Origin of the sequence: Grimontia celer, from assembly GCF_900055185.1 — a bacterium.
GTDB lineage: Bacteria > Pseudomonadota > Gammaproteobacteria > Enterobacterales > Vibrionaceae > Enterovibrio > Enterovibrio celer.
The window spans coordinates 1,189,412-1,205,867 of sequence record NZ_FIZX01000002.1 but is presented as its reverse complement, the minus strand read 5'-3'; the positions used below and the strand labels follow the sequence as shown (position 1 = coordinate 1,205,867).

The 16,456-nt window shown below is 46.3% G+C and carries 18 protein-coding genes; 10 read left to right on the top strand and 8 right to left on the bottom strand.

Annotated elements, in window-relative coordinates; translation table 11 throughout:
- Nucleotides 1-273: 273 nt before the first annotated feature.
- Nucleotides 274-579, bottom strand: coding sequence for a hypothetical protein (locus tag GCE9029_RS15715; RefSeq protein WP_062664587.1), 306 nt, complete (start codon nucleotides 577-579; stop codon nucleotides 274-276).
- A 392-nt stretch (nucleotides 580-971) separates the two neighbouring features.
- Here GCE9029_RS15715 and GCE9029_RS15710 point away from each other — a divergent pair, with 392 nt between their 5' ends.
- The 4 genes from GCE9029_RS15710 (at nucleotide 972) to GCE9029_RS15695 (ending at nucleotide 3,443) form a co-directional block, all read left to right on the top strand.
- On the top strand, nucleotides 972-1,562 hold the full coding sequence (locus tag GCE9029_RS15710) for a TetR/AcrR family transcriptional regulator (RefSeq protein WP_062664585.1): 591 nt from the start codon (nucleotides 972-974) through the stop codon (nucleotides 1,560-1,562).
- Between the two features lie 83 nt (nucleotides 1,563-1,645).
- Nucleotides 1,646-2,500 carry an alpha/beta hydrolase gene (locus GCE9029_RS15705; RefSeq protein ID WP_062664583.1) on the top strand — a complete coding sequence of 285 codons (855 nt, stop codon included), beginning with the start codon at nucleotides 1,646-1,648 and terminating at the stop codon, nucleotides 2,498-2,500.
- 24 nt (nucleotides 2,501-2,524) lie between these two features.
- Nucleotides 2,525-2,908, top strand: a complete 384-nt coding sequence (locus GCE9029_RS15700; RefSeq protein ID WP_062664581.1) for an MAPEG family protein — start codon at nucleotides 2,525-2,527, stop codon at nucleotides 2,906-2,908.
- Nucleotides 2,909-2,969: 61 nt separating this feature from the next.
- On the top strand, nucleotides 2,970-3,443 hold the full coding sequence (locus tag GCE9029_RS15695) for an NYN domain-containing protein (RefSeq protein WP_062664579.1): 474 nt from the start codon (nucleotides 2,970-2,972) through the stop codon (nucleotides 3,441-3,443).
- Here GCE9029_RS15695 and GCE9029_RS15690 read toward each other — a convergent pair.
- From GCE9029_RS15690 to GCE9029_RS15670, 5 genes are all read right to left on the bottom strand, one after another.
- Nucleotides 3,438-3,941 carry a GNAT family N-acetyltransferase gene (locus GCE9029_RS15690; RefSeq protein ID WP_062664577.1) on the bottom strand — a complete coding sequence of 168 codons (504 nt, stop codon included), beginning with the start codon at nucleotides 3,939-3,941 and terminating at the stop codon, nucleotides 3,438-3,440. The two genes, GCE9029_RS15695 and GCE9029_RS15690, sit on opposite strands and share 6 nt — an antisense overlap.
- Nucleotides 3,942-4,014: 73 nt before the next feature.
- Nucleotides 4,015-4,494, bottom strand: coding sequence for a hypothetical protein (locus GCE9029_RS15685; RefSeq protein ID WP_062664571.1), 480 nt, complete (start codon nucleotides 4,492-4,494; stop codon nucleotides 4,015-4,017).
- A gap of 4 nt (nucleotides 4,495-4,498) precedes the next feature.
- Nucleotides 4,499-6,184, bottom strand: coding sequence for an LruC domain-containing protein (locus GCE9029_RS15680; protein WP_062664570.1), 1,686 nt, complete (start codon nucleotides 6,182-6,184; stop codon nucleotides 4,499-4,501).
- Between the two features lie 196 nt (nucleotides 6,185-6,380).
- Complete coding sequence (locus GCE9029_RS15675) at nucleotides 6,381-7,724, bottom strand: TldD/PmbA family protein (RefSeq protein ID WP_062664569.1); 1,344 nt, start codon at nucleotides 7,722-7,724, stop codon at nucleotides 6,381-6,383.
- Entirely contained in the window at nucleotides 7,724-9,109 is a 1,386-nt protein-coding gene (locus GCE9029_RS15670; RefSeq protein WP_062664568.1) for a TldD/PmbA family protein, read from the bottom strand. Before GCE9029_RS15670 ends, GCE9029_RS15675 begins: the two co-directional genes overlap by 1 nt.
- Before the next feature lie 254 nt (nucleotides 9,110-9,363).
- On the opposite strand from GCE9029_RS15670, the gene GCE9029_RS15665 reads away from it, so the two are divergent.
- Nucleotides 9,364-10,350, top strand: a complete 987-nt coding sequence (locus GCE9029_RS15665; RefSeq protein ID WP_062664567.1) for a CobW family GTP-binding protein — start codon at nucleotides 9,364-9,366, stop codon at nucleotides 10,348-10,350.
- A 52-nt stretch (nucleotides 10,351-10,402) separates the two neighbouring features.
- On the top strand, nucleotides 10,403-10,807 hold the full coding sequence (locus GCE9029_RS15660) for a DUF1801 domain-containing protein (protein ID WP_231870117.1): 405 nt from the start codon (nucleotides 10,403-10,405) through the stop codon (nucleotides 10,805-10,807).
- Nucleotides 10,808-10,818: 11 nt separating this feature from the next.
- Here GCE9029_RS15660 and GCE9029_RS15655 read toward each other — a convergent pair whose 3' ends face one another.
- Nucleotides 10,819-11,100: a hypothetical protein gene (locus GCE9029_RS15655; protein WP_062664566.1), complete on the bottom strand. Its 282-nt coding sequence runs from the start codon at nucleotides 11,098-11,100 to the stop codon at nucleotides 10,819-10,821.
- A 555-nt stretch (nucleotides 11,101-11,655) separates the two neighbouring features.
- Here GCE9029_RS15655 and GCE9029_RS15650 point away from each other — a divergent pair.
- From GCE9029_RS15650 to GCE9029_RS15635, 4 genes are all read left to right on the top strand, one after another.
- Nucleotides 11,656-12,996: a cytochrome ubiquinol oxidase subunit I gene (locus GCE9029_RS15650; RefSeq protein WP_062664564.1), complete on the top strand. Its 1,341-nt coding sequence runs from the start codon at nucleotides 11,656-11,658 to the stop codon at nucleotides 12,994-12,996.
- Nucleotides 12,993-13,985 carry a cytochrome d ubiquinol oxidase subunit II gene (locus GCE9029_RS15645; RefSeq protein ID WP_062664562.1) on the top strand — a complete coding sequence of 331 codons (993 nt, stop codon included), beginning with the start codon at nucleotides 12,993-12,995 and terminating at the stop codon, nucleotides 13,983-13,985. Before GCE9029_RS15650 ends, GCE9029_RS15645 begins: the two co-directional genes overlap by 4 nt.
- A gap of 108 nt (nucleotides 13,986-14,093) precedes the next feature.
- Nucleotides 14,094-14,519, top strand: coding sequence for a GFA family protein (locus tag GCE9029_RS15640; RefSeq protein WP_062664559.1), 426 nt, complete (start codon nucleotides 14,094-14,096; stop codon nucleotides 14,517-14,519).
- Nucleotides 14,520-14,682: 163 nt separating this feature from the next.
- On the top strand, nucleotides 14,683-15,699 hold the full coding sequence (locus tag GCE9029_RS15635) for a serine protease (RefSeq protein WP_062664558.1): 1,017 nt from the start codon (nucleotides 14,683-14,685) through the stop codon (nucleotides 15,697-15,699).
- Nucleotides 15,700-15,758: 59 nt separating this feature from the next.
- On the opposite strand, the gene GCE9029_RS15630 is transcribed toward GCE9029_RS15635, so the two are convergent.
- A complete protein-coding gene (locus GCE9029_RS15630; protein WP_062664556.1) occupies nucleotides 15,759-16,223 on the bottom strand; it encodes a GNAT family N-acetyltransferase in 465 nt (154 codons plus the stop codon).
- Between the last annotated feature and the right edge of the window lie 233 nt (nucleotides 16,224-16,456).

Sequence of the window (16,456 nt, the reverse complement as noted above, 5' to 3'; positions counted from 1 at the left end):
GTAGAAATAATTCATCTACGATTAGTGTGGAAATTAGATTCGACTTATGGCTGACATGACCATTTTGATGGAATTCTGGACAATATTTGAGATTAAGATCCAAGGAACACAGATCTTGATTAGATACTTCTAAAATTTAACAGAAATACATTGAAATATGTTTTTAGCAATTCAATGCGTTTGATGGAAAAAGAATGGAAGTGGGAACTGGTACTTTGTTAGTCATGATTTAGTAGTCGCCCACAGCAGATTTATTACTGTGGGCGTATTTGGCTATTCTCTGCGCTCTATCGTGCGAGTTTGACTGACTTTGTGCCCGTCTGTGTCCGTCACACTAAATTCAACGCGCTGGGTGATTTGGGGTGAAGCGGAGAAGAATGCACGTCCCTGATCGTCTGTTACTTTGGCACCGAAAATCTCTGGTTTTGTCACCACCTCTGTGCCTTCAAGTGGTTGGCCATCTTGAGTCACTGTGACAAAAGCGCCTCCGGGAACGGGAACCACAGTAATGTCAGTGTTTGCTGCGAAAACAGGTGAAGCAGCGAGCATGAGTAGAGCCGTAGCGAGAGTCTTTTTCATTTGTCTTTTCCTCATGAATGCGTTGACGCCGAATCACGTTAGCAGTGAAATTTTCTGCGGGAAAGTGTTAATCGTGTCACGTTCAGTAAGGGTTAAGTCTTGGTAAATAGTCTGAATGTCAGCTTAATCAACTTTATGATTTTGTTAGTATTAAGAGAAAGAATGACTTTCCAAACAGGCATGAATGAGGCTAGCGAAAATGTTTGAACTGATGACGCCAAGACTAAAGCTTCGGGATGTTGTGGCAGAAGAACTTACTCTTCCAAGAAGAGGTTTTTGGCGATAGAGCTGCCAAGAGCGAGGTCTCATAAGACTACTCTGACCAGTCTGATCTGGAATTGATAAATCGAACGTTCGTGCTATTTTAAATTGAGAAGTTTGAGAATTGTAGAATGAGCAAGAAAAAGCAGACGCGGGAGCAGATACTGAGTACTGCCTTTGAAATGGCGAGTCAGGAAGGGTTGGAAAGCCTCACTATTGGCGAACTTGCTAAACGGGTGGGTATGTCGAAAAGCGGGCTGTTTGCTCATTTTAACTCGCGCAGTAATTTGCAGGCTGCCGTAGTGATGTTTGCGGGGGAACGTTTCACTGCTCGTATCATTGTGCCCTGCAGAGAAGCCTCGCATCCGAGTATTGAAGCGAAGATCCGCCATATGTTGGACAATTGGCTGACCTGGAACAGTTCATTCCAAGGAAGCTGTATGTTTCTGGATGCGTGGCGTGAAAGTCATGATGATGCAGATCCTATGCAGCAGGCATTGGAAGGGACGATTAAAAAGTGGCTGAACTACCTGCACATTCAGTTCGAGAAAGGCATCGAATCTGGCGAGTTTCGTGAAGATTTGGATTGCTGGCAAACCGTATATGAACTTTATGGTTTGTACCTGAGTAGCCACTTGTTCAGAACTCTGAAGCTGGAATCAGAAGGGGCGCAGAAGTTTTGGACAGGTATTGATGGCCTGTTCAATAAAGTTAGAAAATAACCAGTGGAAAGCAGACAAATACTGAGTCTGCTTTTTCTTGGAATGAAAATAGCACGACCGTTCGAAAACTAAGAGGGACATCCATGAGTAGCAAAATCTACTTTGGTAATAACAACCGGTTCAGCTTTAAACGTGGCGCATTGAGCGTTGCGAGTCGGCTTCATCACAAAATTGCGCCTAAGCATGCGCTTAAAACGGCGCGTCGTTTGTTTCTTACACCTGCAAAAGGACGGGAAACTAATCCAGTGCCAGAGGGAATGGTCATTAAAGCTGTTCCTACGAAGCAGGGTAGCATGATGACCTATAAGTTGGGTTCTGGGCCAACTTGGGTACTCACGCATGGCTGGTCAGGCTCTTCAAACCAGTTCTTTCCTTTGATGGAACACATCGCAGAAGCGGGTTTTACCGCATTGGCTTATGACCATCCGGGACATGGTAAGAGTGAAGGCAAAGAGGGGAGCATTCCTGCTTTCCTTAACGCTTTGGATGGCATTCTCAACCAGCAGGCGAAAATAGAAGGTGTGGTGGCGCACTCAATGGGTGGTGCAACCTTGCTGGAAAGCGAGCACCCATCGCTTCATGGCAAACCGATTATTCTTGTGGCGCCGGTACTCAAATACTGGGACAACCTTTTTGGCACCATTGAAGCCTCTGGTTACTCTATGAAGCTCTTTAAAGAAGTGATCGCTTCTGTTGGGCAGGAATACAATGTCCGCATTGAAGATATCGACCCCTTCGTTAAGCTGGGTAAACGCCAATCTCCGGTTGTGATTGTTCACGACAAAGGTGATCGTTTCGCGCCATTTGGCGTGTCAAAAGAAGCGACAATGTATGACCATGTCACTTTGGTGGAAACGGAAGGGTTGGGGCATGGTCGTGTTTTGAAAAGCGACCCACTGAAAGAAGCATTCTCTAGAGTGGCAGGGCCGCTAATTTAAACTAGTCATTGGGAAGGGAAACTCATGATCACACCTATCTACGCTGCACTGCTTTGTTTGGTGTTTATTTACTTGGCAATAAGGGTCATTAAATTCCGTCGAGGATATAAAGTGGCCTTGGGTGATGGCGATGAAAAGTTATTGAACAAAGCGATTCGTGCCCATGGTAACTTTGCAGAATACGTTCCGTTCGCTTTGTTGCTGATGTTGATGGTGGAACTACAGTTAGAGCAACAAAGCCCGTATCTTCATGTGCTCGGTTTCGCCTTACTTGTTGGTCGACTGCTCCACGCTTATGCGGTGAGCCAACCCAGTGAGCCTCTGAAATTTCGTGTTTACGGTATGTTGTTGACTTTCTCAGTGTTGATAGCTTCAGCACTATGGGCGCTATATCTAGGTATCTTCTGATTTTTTCACATCCGGTGTGTTATTCTCTTCCCGTCCCTCAATAAGCACACCGGAACTTCCTTTGAAGAAAATTGCTGTATTCGCAGATGTACAAAATATCTATTACACCACCCGCCAGGCCTATGGCCGCCAGTTTAACTATCGAAAACTTTGGCAGCAGCTGCAGTACATGGGAGACGTGGTGGTGGCTAACGCCTATGCGATCCGTCGCGACGACGATCAGCAAATAAAGTTTCAGGATGCTCTCCGCCATATCGGCTTTGAAGTGAAGCTGAAACCCTACATTCAACGTAGTGATGGCAGTACCAAAGGAGATTGGGACGTCGGCATTGCAATAGATGTGATGGAAATGGCACCAGAGGTAGATACCATTATCCTGCTTTCCGGCGATGGCGACTTTGACTTGCTGATGAATAAAGTGCGTGAGCGCTACAGTAAAGAAGCGATTGTGTTTGGTGTGCCGATGCTGACTGCTAATTCATTGATAAACAGCGTTGACCAGTTTATCCGCATTGAAGAAGATCTGTTGCTATAACTTCAATTTCAAAAGCATGACTTCGGGTTCAGGATGCGCAGCTTTCGCTTTTTGGAATCCGAGGTTCTTGAGTAGTTTCAAACAACTTTTGTTAGTTTCAAGTGTGATGGCTACCACTTCTGTCAAAGCCAGTGAATCTTTCGCCATGTCTAATACAGCCATTGCTGCTTCTTTTGCATACCCTTGTCCGTGATATTCTGGGAAAAATCCAAAACCCAAATCGATTCCGTCAAGGTTGTCTCTGTCAATCAATCCGCATACGCCAATAGGTTCATGGTTTTTGAGCTGCACGGCTAATAGGCCCATTAGGGGAACATTGTGCATAGGCAGCAGCGTCGAACGAAGGTAAACAGCAGCGTCTATGGGACTGCGAATATTTTTGTCTCCAATAAACTGAAGAAAACCATCAGTGTTATAGAGTCGGTTGATAAAGCCTGCATCTTTCTCGTTAAGGTTTCTGAGCGTTAATCGAGATGTGCTTAGTATGGGTTGTTGCATCGATATTCCCTAAAAAAGAGCCCTTAAAGTAAGGGCTCTTATGATTATAGCTGCTTGAGATAAAACGATTTAGTTAGAATGAGATGACATAAGCACCGCTTGCTTGATTGAGGGTGACAACAAAGGTCTGTTCTGGCTCTGAGCTGCTCATTGGTACCCATCTGGCGTATATTTGTTCCCAATTACCATTAATTTCGATATCGACGCTTGTAGTAAGGTCGGGATAAATCGTCGTCAATCGGGATAATGGGTCAACATCTACATCGCCGTTGGTGTGAACGTAATCTGCGTGGGAGTATACATGCAGAGCCCCTGATGTTGAGCCACTGTAATTCACACTTAATTGGATGGCGTCACCAATACAAAATTTGAAAGCGCGAGGGGCAACGATATCTTCAGTATTGACTAACGAAGTTGTCGGTGAAGAACTTGAGATATCAGTGCTGCCTGATCCGCCACTGCCACCGGAAGTATCTCCGCCTCCACCTCCTCCGCAGGCGATCAGAAACACTGGCAGGGTAAATAGCGTAAGACTTTTGATTATCGTATTCATCTCATTACTCCTCATCCGCCAATGGAGCGATGACTTTTCCGGAAGTCGCCGCTGAATACCAGCTTTTGTCCGATTCGCCGCTGCTTGTCACCCAATCTGCAAATGTGGTGAAAGCGTGGCTGATGTCGGTATTCTCTGTTGGATGACTCCATTCGTCCCTGATATTGATGGCCCACGGCATATTGTTACTGGTCAGGAATGATTCTGCGCCACCGGAGTTGTCGTCGTTTGTGTTGAAAAAGGCGTTGTTCATATCGCTGGTGCCGGAAAATTGTTTGAGATGCAGCTGCCAACTGATTCCGGGTGGCGTGTCGGTAAAGTCACCGTGATAAATACCGTCGGTGGCAAATATAAATGGATCGTAAGGTGGGTAGCCGACGACAGCACGTGCTACAGGCGTCGTGAGTTCGACGTTAAGTTGGTAGTCCAGTTCGCTCGTTTGCGAATCTAAACACGCGGTTTGAGTCCGGTAGAACGGACAACTTTCAGAAAGTGCACCGAGATTCTCCACATCCTCTCTGACATTCTCCGAAATGATAAGAACCGTTTCGCCTGGGTTAGCTTGTTGCACTGTGTGGGAAACGGCTTGTCCATTACGCGTCAACGATACTGAAGCAATATTCGAAGGATCGACGTTAGGTAAATGCAGGGCAAAACCATTTGCATAGCCTGCTCCCATTGCTTGTAGGGTGTAATCCGCGGAGAAGCTCTTCAATTCGCGTTGCCCGTTCATCGTTTCAGTGATTCTGTAACGCATAACGACATCATTGAAGTCATAATCCCCTTTAAACGGCCAGTTATCTTCGAAAGCGATGGTGGCGTAGCCATTCGAGCTCGGATAGACCGAGGTAACTGTGATGTCAGGGTTGTTGTTTTGTGTTAGAACTTCATATTTTGAATCGGTTGAACCATCTGGGTTAACCCCATCGATTGCCTGGAATGGTGTTATTTCGACTGTAAAAATGAGGTCGTTGAAATCATTGTCGCCTTGAGGACGCTTAATATCTTCAAACGCCAACACGAGGAAGTCATTTTGCGTGTCGATAAAGGCAACGTTATGTCTGCGCCAATCAGATGTTGTTTCAGGGTTCAGGTCTGGGTAGCTGTAAAACGGTGTTCCCCATTTGCCTAGATAAGGAACACTGTTGTAACCCCAGCCCCAACCCCAGGCATTGGATAGAATAAAGAATCCCAGAGTTTGACCCGCGTTAAGTTGTACGCTCAGATCGATAGTATCGCCTTCCAATAGTTCACCCTGATTGGGTTTAGAGGCGTTTGGAAAGATAATCATATGTGTGTCGACATCATCTATCGAAGCTGGAGGGTTTGCGGTGTCGTAGACAAAATAGCCAAGCACATTCCGGTAACCGGCGCCTTCATTAAGAAAAGTGACCCGCGCCGTAGCGTATGCAGCTCCACCCAACTCATCATCGATATCGATACTGGAATATTTACCGCTGTCAATAAAATTAGGATTAACGACAGTACCTTCAGGGAGCATGGAATACACGTTATCTAATGTATCTTGCGGAAGTTGGTCAGCTATCGAGTAAACATCATTTGGCTTACCCAGTGCAGAGTAGTTGCTTGAATCGGCACCTGATTCAAAAACCAAATCTTCTGCGGTTAATGCATACGTGCAAGTGCTGAATATGCACCCTCCAGTCATGAGCATTTTTCTCAACAACATACCTAGCCTCCAAAGTGAAATCTTAAGAGGACTGAGCAAAAACGATGCCTGAATTAATTTCTAACTATATCAATGAATTAGGTTTTGATGCTTGAGGTGCGAGAAAGAGTGCATCAATTTGAGAATAATGATGATTGTCGATATGAGAAAAATGCCCCGATAAACGGGGCATTTTCAATCTAACTAATTGAGAGTATTACTTACCGGCAATATTCAGTCGCGCGAAGCGAATCAATGGAGAGTAGAACTGTCCGGCATAATTCGGCACCACGGTATTACCAACCGCTTCCACTTCTTTAATCATGTTATAGAAGTTACCTGCGACAGTGATACCACGCACTGGCTGGATTCGCTTACCATCTCGGCAGAAGAACCCGCTTGCACCAAACGAGAAGTCTCCACTGATAGCGTCAGCGCCAGAGTGAACACCTTGCAAATCAACTAACTCAAGGTATTCGCCAGCTGTTACTTCAGCTTCACTGCTGTTGCCTGCACCTATGACGTCATGACGTGAGCTTACACTTAACGTCCCTTTTGATGAACGGCCTGCATTGGCTGTGTGTGCGACACCAAAATGTGCAGCAGTCGCTGAGTTGTGCAGCAAGCCAACCAGCTCACCATTTTCGATAAGCGGCGTGTCGCCTGTTGCGAAGCCTTCACCATCGAATGACTTGATGGCATGGCCGCCAGGCATGTAAGCGACGTCCCTGAAAGTCAGCAATGGACTAGCAACTTGTTGCCCAATCTTATCGCGCCAAGGGTTAATACCACGTTTTGCCGATTCACCGGAGAACACGCTGCCAAAAGCACCCAGTACTTCATTCAGGCTGTCTTGCTCGAAAATGACCGAGTATTGGCCAGTCGCAATCGGTGTGCCTTCCAGAAGGGCTTCTGCCATGTCGTAGGCATCATTGATGACTTTTTCTGGCGTCAGGCCATCGAAGGTTCGTGCAACAGACGCAGCAACATGCATCGCTTGCTTGTCATTGTGGTCAATCAACGCAGCGGTGTAACAGCTGAGTGAGCGTGATTGATGGAAACAGCGGGTGCCGAGGGTGTTGCCCAGCAGTGTGATGCCGCTGCTTTCACTGTAACCATTGTAAGGCGCGCCTTTTGCCAATGGTTTTTCACGAGTCTTTCCTTCAAGTGACAAAGCCAGCTCAATTTTTTGCTCAGGCGTTGCATCGTCTTGTTGGTAGATTTCCGGGTATTCTGTGCTGATGTTAAGACCTTCTGCACGAATTCTCTGGAGCGGATCTTTCTTGGTGAAGCTGGCATTGGTCAGTGCCTGATCGACCATTTGCGCCAGGTTTTCTGGCTCAAGGGATTCTGAATAGCTAATGGCAACGTGGTCATCTTTAATCACGCGAACACCGATGACTTGGCTTGCCGTCACTTTATATTCAGACAATTCACCTTGGTCGGCCTTCAGGCTAAAGCTCTCGTTGCTTGATGCAATGACATCGGCCTGTGCACCGCTTTTCTGGGCCAGTTCAAGCACCTGCTCGATGGCGTTCTCTAATGTTTTTTGCTCGCTCATTAGTTACCGCCTCCTACCAGAATGTTGTCGACTTTAAGCGCGGGTTGTCCAACCGTAGTGGGGACGGAGCCGCTTACAGAACCACACATGCCGGCAGCAAGTGCAAAGTCTTTACCTACCATGCTGATTTCTTTCAGTACTTTAGGGCCGGTACTTATCAGGGTTGCGGATTTCAGCGGCTTGGTTACTTTGCCGTCTTCAATCAGATAGGCTTCCTGAACCGCAAAGTTAAACTCACCGGTACCAGGTTGAACGGAGCCGCCACCCATTTTCTTCGCATAGATACCGCGTTCTACGCCACTGATCATGTCATCAAATGACGCATCACCCGGTTCAATAAAGGTGTTACGCATACGGGAAGTAGGGGCATATTTGTAGGATTCACGACGACCAGAGCCCGTGCGTTCAAACCCGGTTTTCAGGCTACCCATGTGGTCGACCATAAAGCTCGTCAGTTTGCCGTCTTTAATCAGTTGAGTGTGTTGGGTCTCCATGCCTTCATCATCAATGTTGATAGAGCCCCATTCATTTTTCATCAAACCATCATCGACGGCGCTAACCGCCGGGTGAGCGATCATCTCGCCCATTTTGTCGTGGAAAACTGACGCTTTCTTAGCGACAGATGTTGTTTCCAACAGGTGGCCACAAGCTTCATGGAAAATCACGCCGCCAAAACCGTTACCAATCACGACCGGCATTTCACCAGAAGGACAGGCGTCCGCGCCAAGTTTAATCAGCGCCTGTTTGGCAGCCATTTCACCTAACTCTTCTGGGTTAATTTGAGAATTAAATTCCCAGCCAGAGAGCATTCCCGGTGCTTCATATCCGGTAGATTGTTCGTTGCCATGAGTCGCAACGACCGAAGATGCGATTCGGGTGTAGTGGCGGGTGTCCTGAACGTGCAGTCCAGTGGAGTTGAAGATTTCGATCTGCTGTTCACGTTGGGCGATACGACCAATGATCTGAGAGATCTTGTCGCTCTGCGCTCGGGCTTTCGCATCAACACGTTTGAGGAATGCAATTTTCTCTTCGACATGATTGTTTGCGGAGAAAGGCATGCTCACAGGGTGGCGGTCATCACGCTGTGTGAAATTCAATGCGCCAGCTTGCGCGATCTGGTCTCGCTTATCCTTGGCACAGAGAAGTGAAGTGACTTGTTTGAGTTTCTCTTCATCTTGGCTGTTGGTATAGCCATAAAGTACTTTGTGACCAAAGAAAAGGCGGATACCGATACCAAAATCGATACCTGAATTCACTTTATCCACTTCGCCTGAAAGTAACTCTACGCTCCCCGAATGGTGTCGTTCTACGAACAACTCCGCAAAATCCGCACCCAAGAATAGGGCGTGGTCAATCACTGCTTTTGCAGTGCTGGTATTTAACATTCCTTCCTCCTAAATAGAGTCAGTTTTCTCGTCTATTACTTTGAGATTAACAGCTAGCAACCAGAGCACCAATCGTGTGTGCCTTTTAGTGATATAGGTGCCGTCTGTTCGGTTAAAATTCATTCAAAACATTTACATAATGTAAGTGAATACACTGTATTCATGGCAGTAATAAGGAATTTGTACTTTCGTATCTCTGCTGGATTGATACACTGCTCAGCCTGACAATGATCAGCGTACTGATAGGAATCTCCATGGCCGACAAGCTAACCAAAAAAGTCCCGACCAACATCATCACCGGTTTCCTCGGTGTAGGTAAGACAACTGCCATTCTCAATCTGCTCAAACAAAAGCCAGAAAATGAAAACTGGGCTGTGCTAGTGAATGAGTTTGGTGAAGTGGGCGTTGATGGTGCTTTCCTTAGTGAGCAGGGCGCGATGGTGAAAGAAGTTCCAGGCGGTTGCATGTGCTGTGTGGCGGGTTTACCTATGGCTATTGGCATCAATGCGTTGCTCGCTCAAAATCCAGATCGTTTGCTCATTGAACCGACCGGTTTGGGACACCCGAAAGACATTATCGGTAAGTTACTTTCAGAGCATTACGAAAACTATATCGAACTCAATGCGACGATTACGTTAGTTGATCCTCGTAACTTCTCAGATGTTCGTTACACCGAGAACCAGAACTTTCGCGATCAGTTGGCACTGGCTGATGTTGTGGTGGCAAACAAAGCCGACCTCAGTTCACCTGAAGATCTCGAAGCTTTCGACAATTACGTGCAGAGTGCTGAAATCGCTAAGCTGGCTTCCGGTTATGTTGAACAAGGACAACTTAACCCTGAATGGCTAGCCTTGCCGCGAATCGACCGTAATGCGCAGTTTGGGCACCATCACTCACACGACGATGACGAAATGCCTCCGTTTGAGCTGGAGCCAGGTGAAAAATACCGTCGCAAAGAAAACAAAGGGCAGGGCTATGTCAGCTGCGGCTGGGTGTTCGAGCCAAACACGGTTTTTCCTTTCGATTCACTCTATGGCCTGTTTGCGAACTTGAATGCGGAGCGAGTAAAAGCCGTGATGAATACAGATGACGGTATGTTTGCGTTCAACGTGGTAAACCAAATGGTGACAGTGAGTCCAATTAGTTTGCAAGGCGTTGAGTCCCGTGTCGAAGTCATCGACAAAGAGCCCTTACCTTGGGATGAGCTTGAAGGCATCCTGCTGTCGTTCATCGCAGAATAATTGTCACGCCCGGCTAAATGCCGGGCGTTTTCATTGGAAAAAGGATTTCAGCATGATGAAGGAAGAGATAAAGACAAAGTTTGAAAGTTACCCAGAGCCAGCACAATCAATATTGCTGCAGCTTCGGGAACTGATTTTCGCCGTAGCGGCACAAAGTGGTGTCAGTGTTGATGAAAGCCTGAAATGGGGTGAACCCAGTTATGCTGTAAAAGGTGGAACGCCACTGCGGTTCGATTGGAAGACCAAATCGCCAGAATCGGTCTCCATTTACTTTCATTGTCAGAGTTTAATGGTCGATACGCTGCGAGAAGTGATGCCTGAGGCGTTCAGTTATTCTGGAAACCGCGAACTCTCGTTCCCATTAAATCAGCCTCTTCCGGATAAAGCTTTGAGGGTTTGCATTAAAGCGGCGTTTACTTATCAATCGAGAAGAAAATTGCCGCTCCTAGGCCTATAGCTTTTAAGGTTTCATGCTGCAATGATGTTGTTACGGACCAAACCGCGGCGGACGCTGGTACACATTTTTCCAAAACGGCGAATTTCGTCGAATTGCGGTGTGATGCCTCGAGACATTGCTGATTCCCAATAACTCAGTTCTGAGTCCACCATTTCCAACAGTTTCTTCGGACAACCAATACAGTTACCTTCGGGACCGCAAACAAAGGTATCGGATTCGTAGAGAGGAAGCTCCTGCTTTACCTGCTCAATAATCTGTTTCATTGCATCCATGCGAGTCGGTTTTTTTGCCATTTTTAAGACTCGCTTGGGCCTGTTGACCTTTGGTGGTTAAATTTTGTTCTCGCTATAAGCGTTTTAGGCGCGGCGAGGTGTGTGCCGCCTAGTCATTCTAAGCAAATACACCTTAACAAAGCATAAAACGCTTAGAGCAGAACCCTTCGGGCAGCGTTTGTGGGGAGTTTCTGCTGCGTTATCGGCTTCTTATGTAGGCTAGCTACACGTCGAAGCCTCTGCCTTGCATAAAATCCCCACAAACTGCTGCAAAAATCATCACCAAAGGTCAACAGGCCCTAATAAAGGGAGCGAAATCTTACGCCTCCCTGAAACCGCTGTCCAGCAGCACGTAAATCACGGGTATGTAATTAGCTTGTTGTGCTGGTGTTAACCCTTAATATTTCTAAACAATTCGACGTAGATCCTCACTGAATCCTTCTTTCGTACCCTAAATAAAAATTGATATAGATCAATTATCAAGGCCTTTAGGCATCACACCAAACATCTCACTTCTTCTGTTTGAACGTGTTTTCAAAACCCATTTTTTGAGTTGTTTATGATTGAGGTACAACGATGTTAGAAACCCTTATGCTCTCGCGAATACAATTCGCTGCGAACATCAGTTTTCATATTCTCTTCCCGACCATCACCATTGCACTTGGCTGGATGTTGGTGTTCTTTAAACTTCGCTTTAATCGGACTCAGGATTCGGCTTGGCTGGATCTTTATTACTTTTGGGTAAAAGTGTTCGCTTTGACTTTCGCACTCGGCGTGGTTTCCGGCATCACAATGAGCTTTCAGTTCGGGACAAACTGGCCGGGTTTTATGGAGCAAGTCGGTAATGTGGCAGGGCCGTTACTCGGGTATGAGGTAATGACTGCCTTCTTTATGGAAGCGACTTTCCTAGGTGTAATGTTGTTTGGACGTCACCGCGTTGCCGAATGGGTGCATACTCTGGCGACTTTCCTTGTGGCCATCGGTACAACATTGTCGGCCTTCTGGATTCTGGTACTCAACAGTTGGATGCACACTCCTGCGGGCTACGAGTTGATTGACGGTGTCGTTCACGTTACCAGCTGGAAGGAGGTGATTTTCAATCCGTCTATGCCATACCGACTGGCGCATACGTTGTTGGCATCTGGTTTGACGGCAAGCTTTTTGATTGCCGGTATCAGCGCTTATCAATACCTGAAAAAACCGGATCACATACCTGCCCAAAACGGCTTAAAAGTTGCCGTATTGGCAGCCGCAGGGCTTATCCCAATTCAGATTTTTGTGGGCGATTTGCATGGGCTAAATACACTTGAGCACCAGCCAGAAAAAATAGCCGCGATGGAAGGGGTTTGGGAAACGCAGAACGGTGCGCCTTTACTTTTGTTTGCTGTGCCCAATGAAGAAACCCGGTCCAACGATTTAGAAGTTGGCGTTCCGAAGTTGGCAAGCCTGATTTTGACACATGACCTGAATGGTGAATTGGTAGGCTTGAATGATTTTGAGGACCATCCGCCGGTATCTCCGTTGTTTTATGGTTTCAGAATCATGGTTGGCGTCGGTGTGATGATGCTAATGGTGGCGGGTTATGGCGCATTCAGAATACTGAAGAAACGCGAACTTCCGAAACCCTACCTCTATGTATTGGTCGCAATGACTTTCTCAGGTTGGGTTGCCACCTTAGCAGGTTGGTATGTGACTGAGATTGGACGCCAACCTTGGCTGGTTAATGGTGTACTTCGCACTTCGGATGCCGTTACAACGGTTTCTAGCAGTAATGTCATGTTATCACTGGTGATGTATCTGATTGTTTATACCGTCTTACTCGTTGCTTACATTCGCACACTTTTCTATCTCGCAAGGAAAGGGTTAATCACTGAAGCAACAGAATCAAAAGAAGTACTGAAGGAGGCGCGCGCATGATGGACTATCTACCGGAAATTTTTCTTCTACTCCTTGGCTTCTCAGCATTCATGTACGCTATTTTAGATGGCTATGATCTTGGTGTGGGGATGCTGCTGCCTTCCAACAATGAAGCGCACCGTGACCGTATGATTGCATCCATTGGCCCTTTTTGGGATGCAAACGAAACCTGGCTGGTTTTGGCGGTTGGCATTTTGCTGATTGCTTTCCCAACTGCTCACAGTCTGATTCTGACCGAGCTCTACTTGCCCACAGCGTTTATGCTGATTGCGCTGATCATGCGTGGGGTGGCGTTTGACTTCCGCGCCAAGGCTAAGGCTGATAGAAAAGACAACTGGGATATTTGCTTTAAAGCGGGCTCACTGATCGCTTCGCTTTCCCAAGGCTACATGATGGGTCGCTACATCATGGGCTTTGAGGATTCAGCCTCAGCTTATGGATTTGCGGTATTAAGTTCGCTCTGTGTGACTGCTGCATATGTGTATATCGGCGGTGCTTGGCTGGTCTTAAAAACCGAAGGCGAATTGCAAGTCAGAGCTGCCAAATGGTCACGACGTGCAGGTTGGTTAGCGGCATTGGGTATTGCAGCGGTCAGTATCGTCAATCCGCTAGTCAATGAACAAGTTGCCGAGCGCTGGTTCAGCTTCCCTGAAATGCTATTACTAGCGCCGGTACCGTTGGTGGTGATGTCTATTATTTTCCTCGTTGACCGTTACTTGCGTCAGGTGCCAGTGAAAGATGACTTGGGAGCAAGATGGCCTTTCTTCGGCGTGAGCCTAATTTTTGCGCTGAGCTTTCTCGGATTGGCTTACAGCTTCTTCCCGGATGTTGTGCCAGGAATCATGACTGCGAGTGAGGCCGCTAGTGCCCCTGCAACCCTTATGATCGTGGGAGTAGGGGCGGCTATCGTGATGCCAATGATACTGCTCTATACCTTTATGATTTATCGCATCTTTAAAGGGAAAGTGACAGAGCTAAGTTATCTATAAGAATTTAATTACAAAAGCAAAATGGGCACCTGATGAGGTGCCCATTTTCATTGTCAATTCAGTTGGGGCTGGGGTAGGGTGATAATTCACCAGTAAAAGGAGTTTACGATGTCAAAACCTTCCAGCTACAAAGGCCGATGCCTTTGTGGCCAAATCCAGTACGAAGTCGACCATATCGAGCCTCAAATGGGGCATTGCCATTGTTCAATGTGTCGAAAATTTCATGGTGCAGCGTTCGCCACTTTCGGTGAAGCCAAAGCGGAGAATTTCAGGCTCACCAAAGGTGAGGACAAACTGAAAGTCTATGTAGCGGAAAATGGTACAAAGAGAACCTTCTGCGAAAACTGCGGATCCAGCTTGTTGTTTGAGCCTTCTACTAGTGATGGCAGTTTGGTCGAATTTACTCTTGGCACTTTGGAAAGTGATATTCCACTCAAACCGGATGTACATATTTTCAAAAAGTACAAAGCACAATGGTATGACATTACAGATGAGTTGCCGCAGTTTGATGAGGGAAGACTAAGCAACCCTTAGCCGTCAATTTAGTGTGTGAGTACAATATATTGGTGGTTAGTGAGTGTAAAAATAGACATTTAATGAGAGTTGAGCCGAGAAGTGACTGAGTAAATAAAGCCATTAGTATGATCGCAGGATATCGTCAACCCGTTGATTAAATGGATTCTTTTGAGGTGTTGCGATGAAAGGTCAAATCGTTAAAGCGTTACTTCTTACTGCGACTGGAATGTCATTTGCTGGTTCAGCAAGCGCTGATGAACCCCAACTATCACCTGCGATCGTTTCTGGGTCATATGTACAAATCTCAAATGTACCTTGGCAAGTCGCTTTGACTTTTAATGGATACCAGAATTGTGGGGGCATTATTATAGGGAAGAAGCATGTCTTGACTGCTGCTCACTGCGTTGAAAACGTAAACCCTTATCTATTAAAAGTAGTGGCTGGTGTCGAGGACATGGCTGATGTTACGAGTGAAAACTCAATATCAGTGACACGAATTGATTCACACCCAGATTATGATGACCACTCTCTTAGGTCAGATATCGCCTTACTTCATTTAGCGTCAGAGATTCCTGATTCAGCCTCCCCAATTGCGATTCTGCCACCGACAAAACAACATGAGCTAGATGCTCAATTTGCAGTTGCTGAAACCAGAAACCTCTTCGTTTCTGGCTGGGGTCAAACAGGAACGAATTCTTATGCAAGCCGATTTTTACAATTCACGGTAATGAACGGTGTTGATGACTTTACTTGTTTCGGCAACGACCACAATGGCGTTTATTCGTCATTCATCTGCGCTAACAGCTCGGAACCAACGGGTATATGTTATGGAGACTCAGGCGGTCCACTGATTTGGCAAGATCCTTTAGCAACTTCTGATAGTGATCAGGGATATTTTGCGGTAGGCGTGGTGAGCTTCACTTCTTGGGAAGGTTGCGCCACCGTCAACAATGAAGACGGTTTTACTCAGATATCCAGTTACTACAACTGGATATCTGAGAAAATGGGTGGCTATCAAAAACCAGATGTTACCTTCGAGATGGACTTGTTCAATCTAAGAACCGACTATGAGCCTGATACAACACTTCCGCTGGTCGAAAGCACCAGCGGTGGTGGTGGCTCCCTACCAATTTGGTTCCTGACATTGATGCTGCCAGCGGCTTTGATAAGAGCGTCACTCAGAATCACAGCGCGCTAAGGGCAAAGAAATGAAAAAGCCGGAGGATGAAAATCACTCCGGCTACTTTTTTTTGAGGTTTATAGTTTCAGATTCATGGTGTGAGACAGCGTTTCGAATCCCATGTGCTCATAGAATCCGACAGCGTCTTCATTGAATGACATCACTTCTAAACGCACTTCTACGGCTCCACTTTCAAAGGCCCAACTTTTACAAGCTTCAATCAGCGCTCTACCCATTCCTTTGGCTTGTACAGTCTGATCAACAACTATGGTGTTTAAACGGCAAATCAATGTCTTGGCCAAAAATGGCACGGTTTCATTTCTGTCCAACCTTGCCATGGCATATCCGACTATCTGGCCCTTTGATTCCGCAACGGCAAACCACCAGGCATCATCTTGGATTTTGGAAAGTAGAAAACTTTTGTCTTCTTGTGAGGGAGGGTTAAAGGCATTCGGTGCGTTATCGAAGTGTTTTTGGGCAATTTGTTGATAGATGTCGAATATCTCTTCGATATCGAATGGTGTTGCTTGTCGGATTTCCAAGTTCAGTTTCCTTTCGTCTCAGCGCGTTCCATCTGAAAGTTTGTCATAACAGCACTGTGGATGTTTGCCTGTTTTGCTTTCAACAAGGTGAATACCATGTGCTTGCAAAATGGATGAGCAAGGATACTGGCATGTAATTGATATTATGCATCTATTTGGTGTGAAGACTTTATCGTTTTAGAAATGAAAAGGGCAGATTTCTCTGCCCTTTGCGCTTTTAGTCTCAATCAATA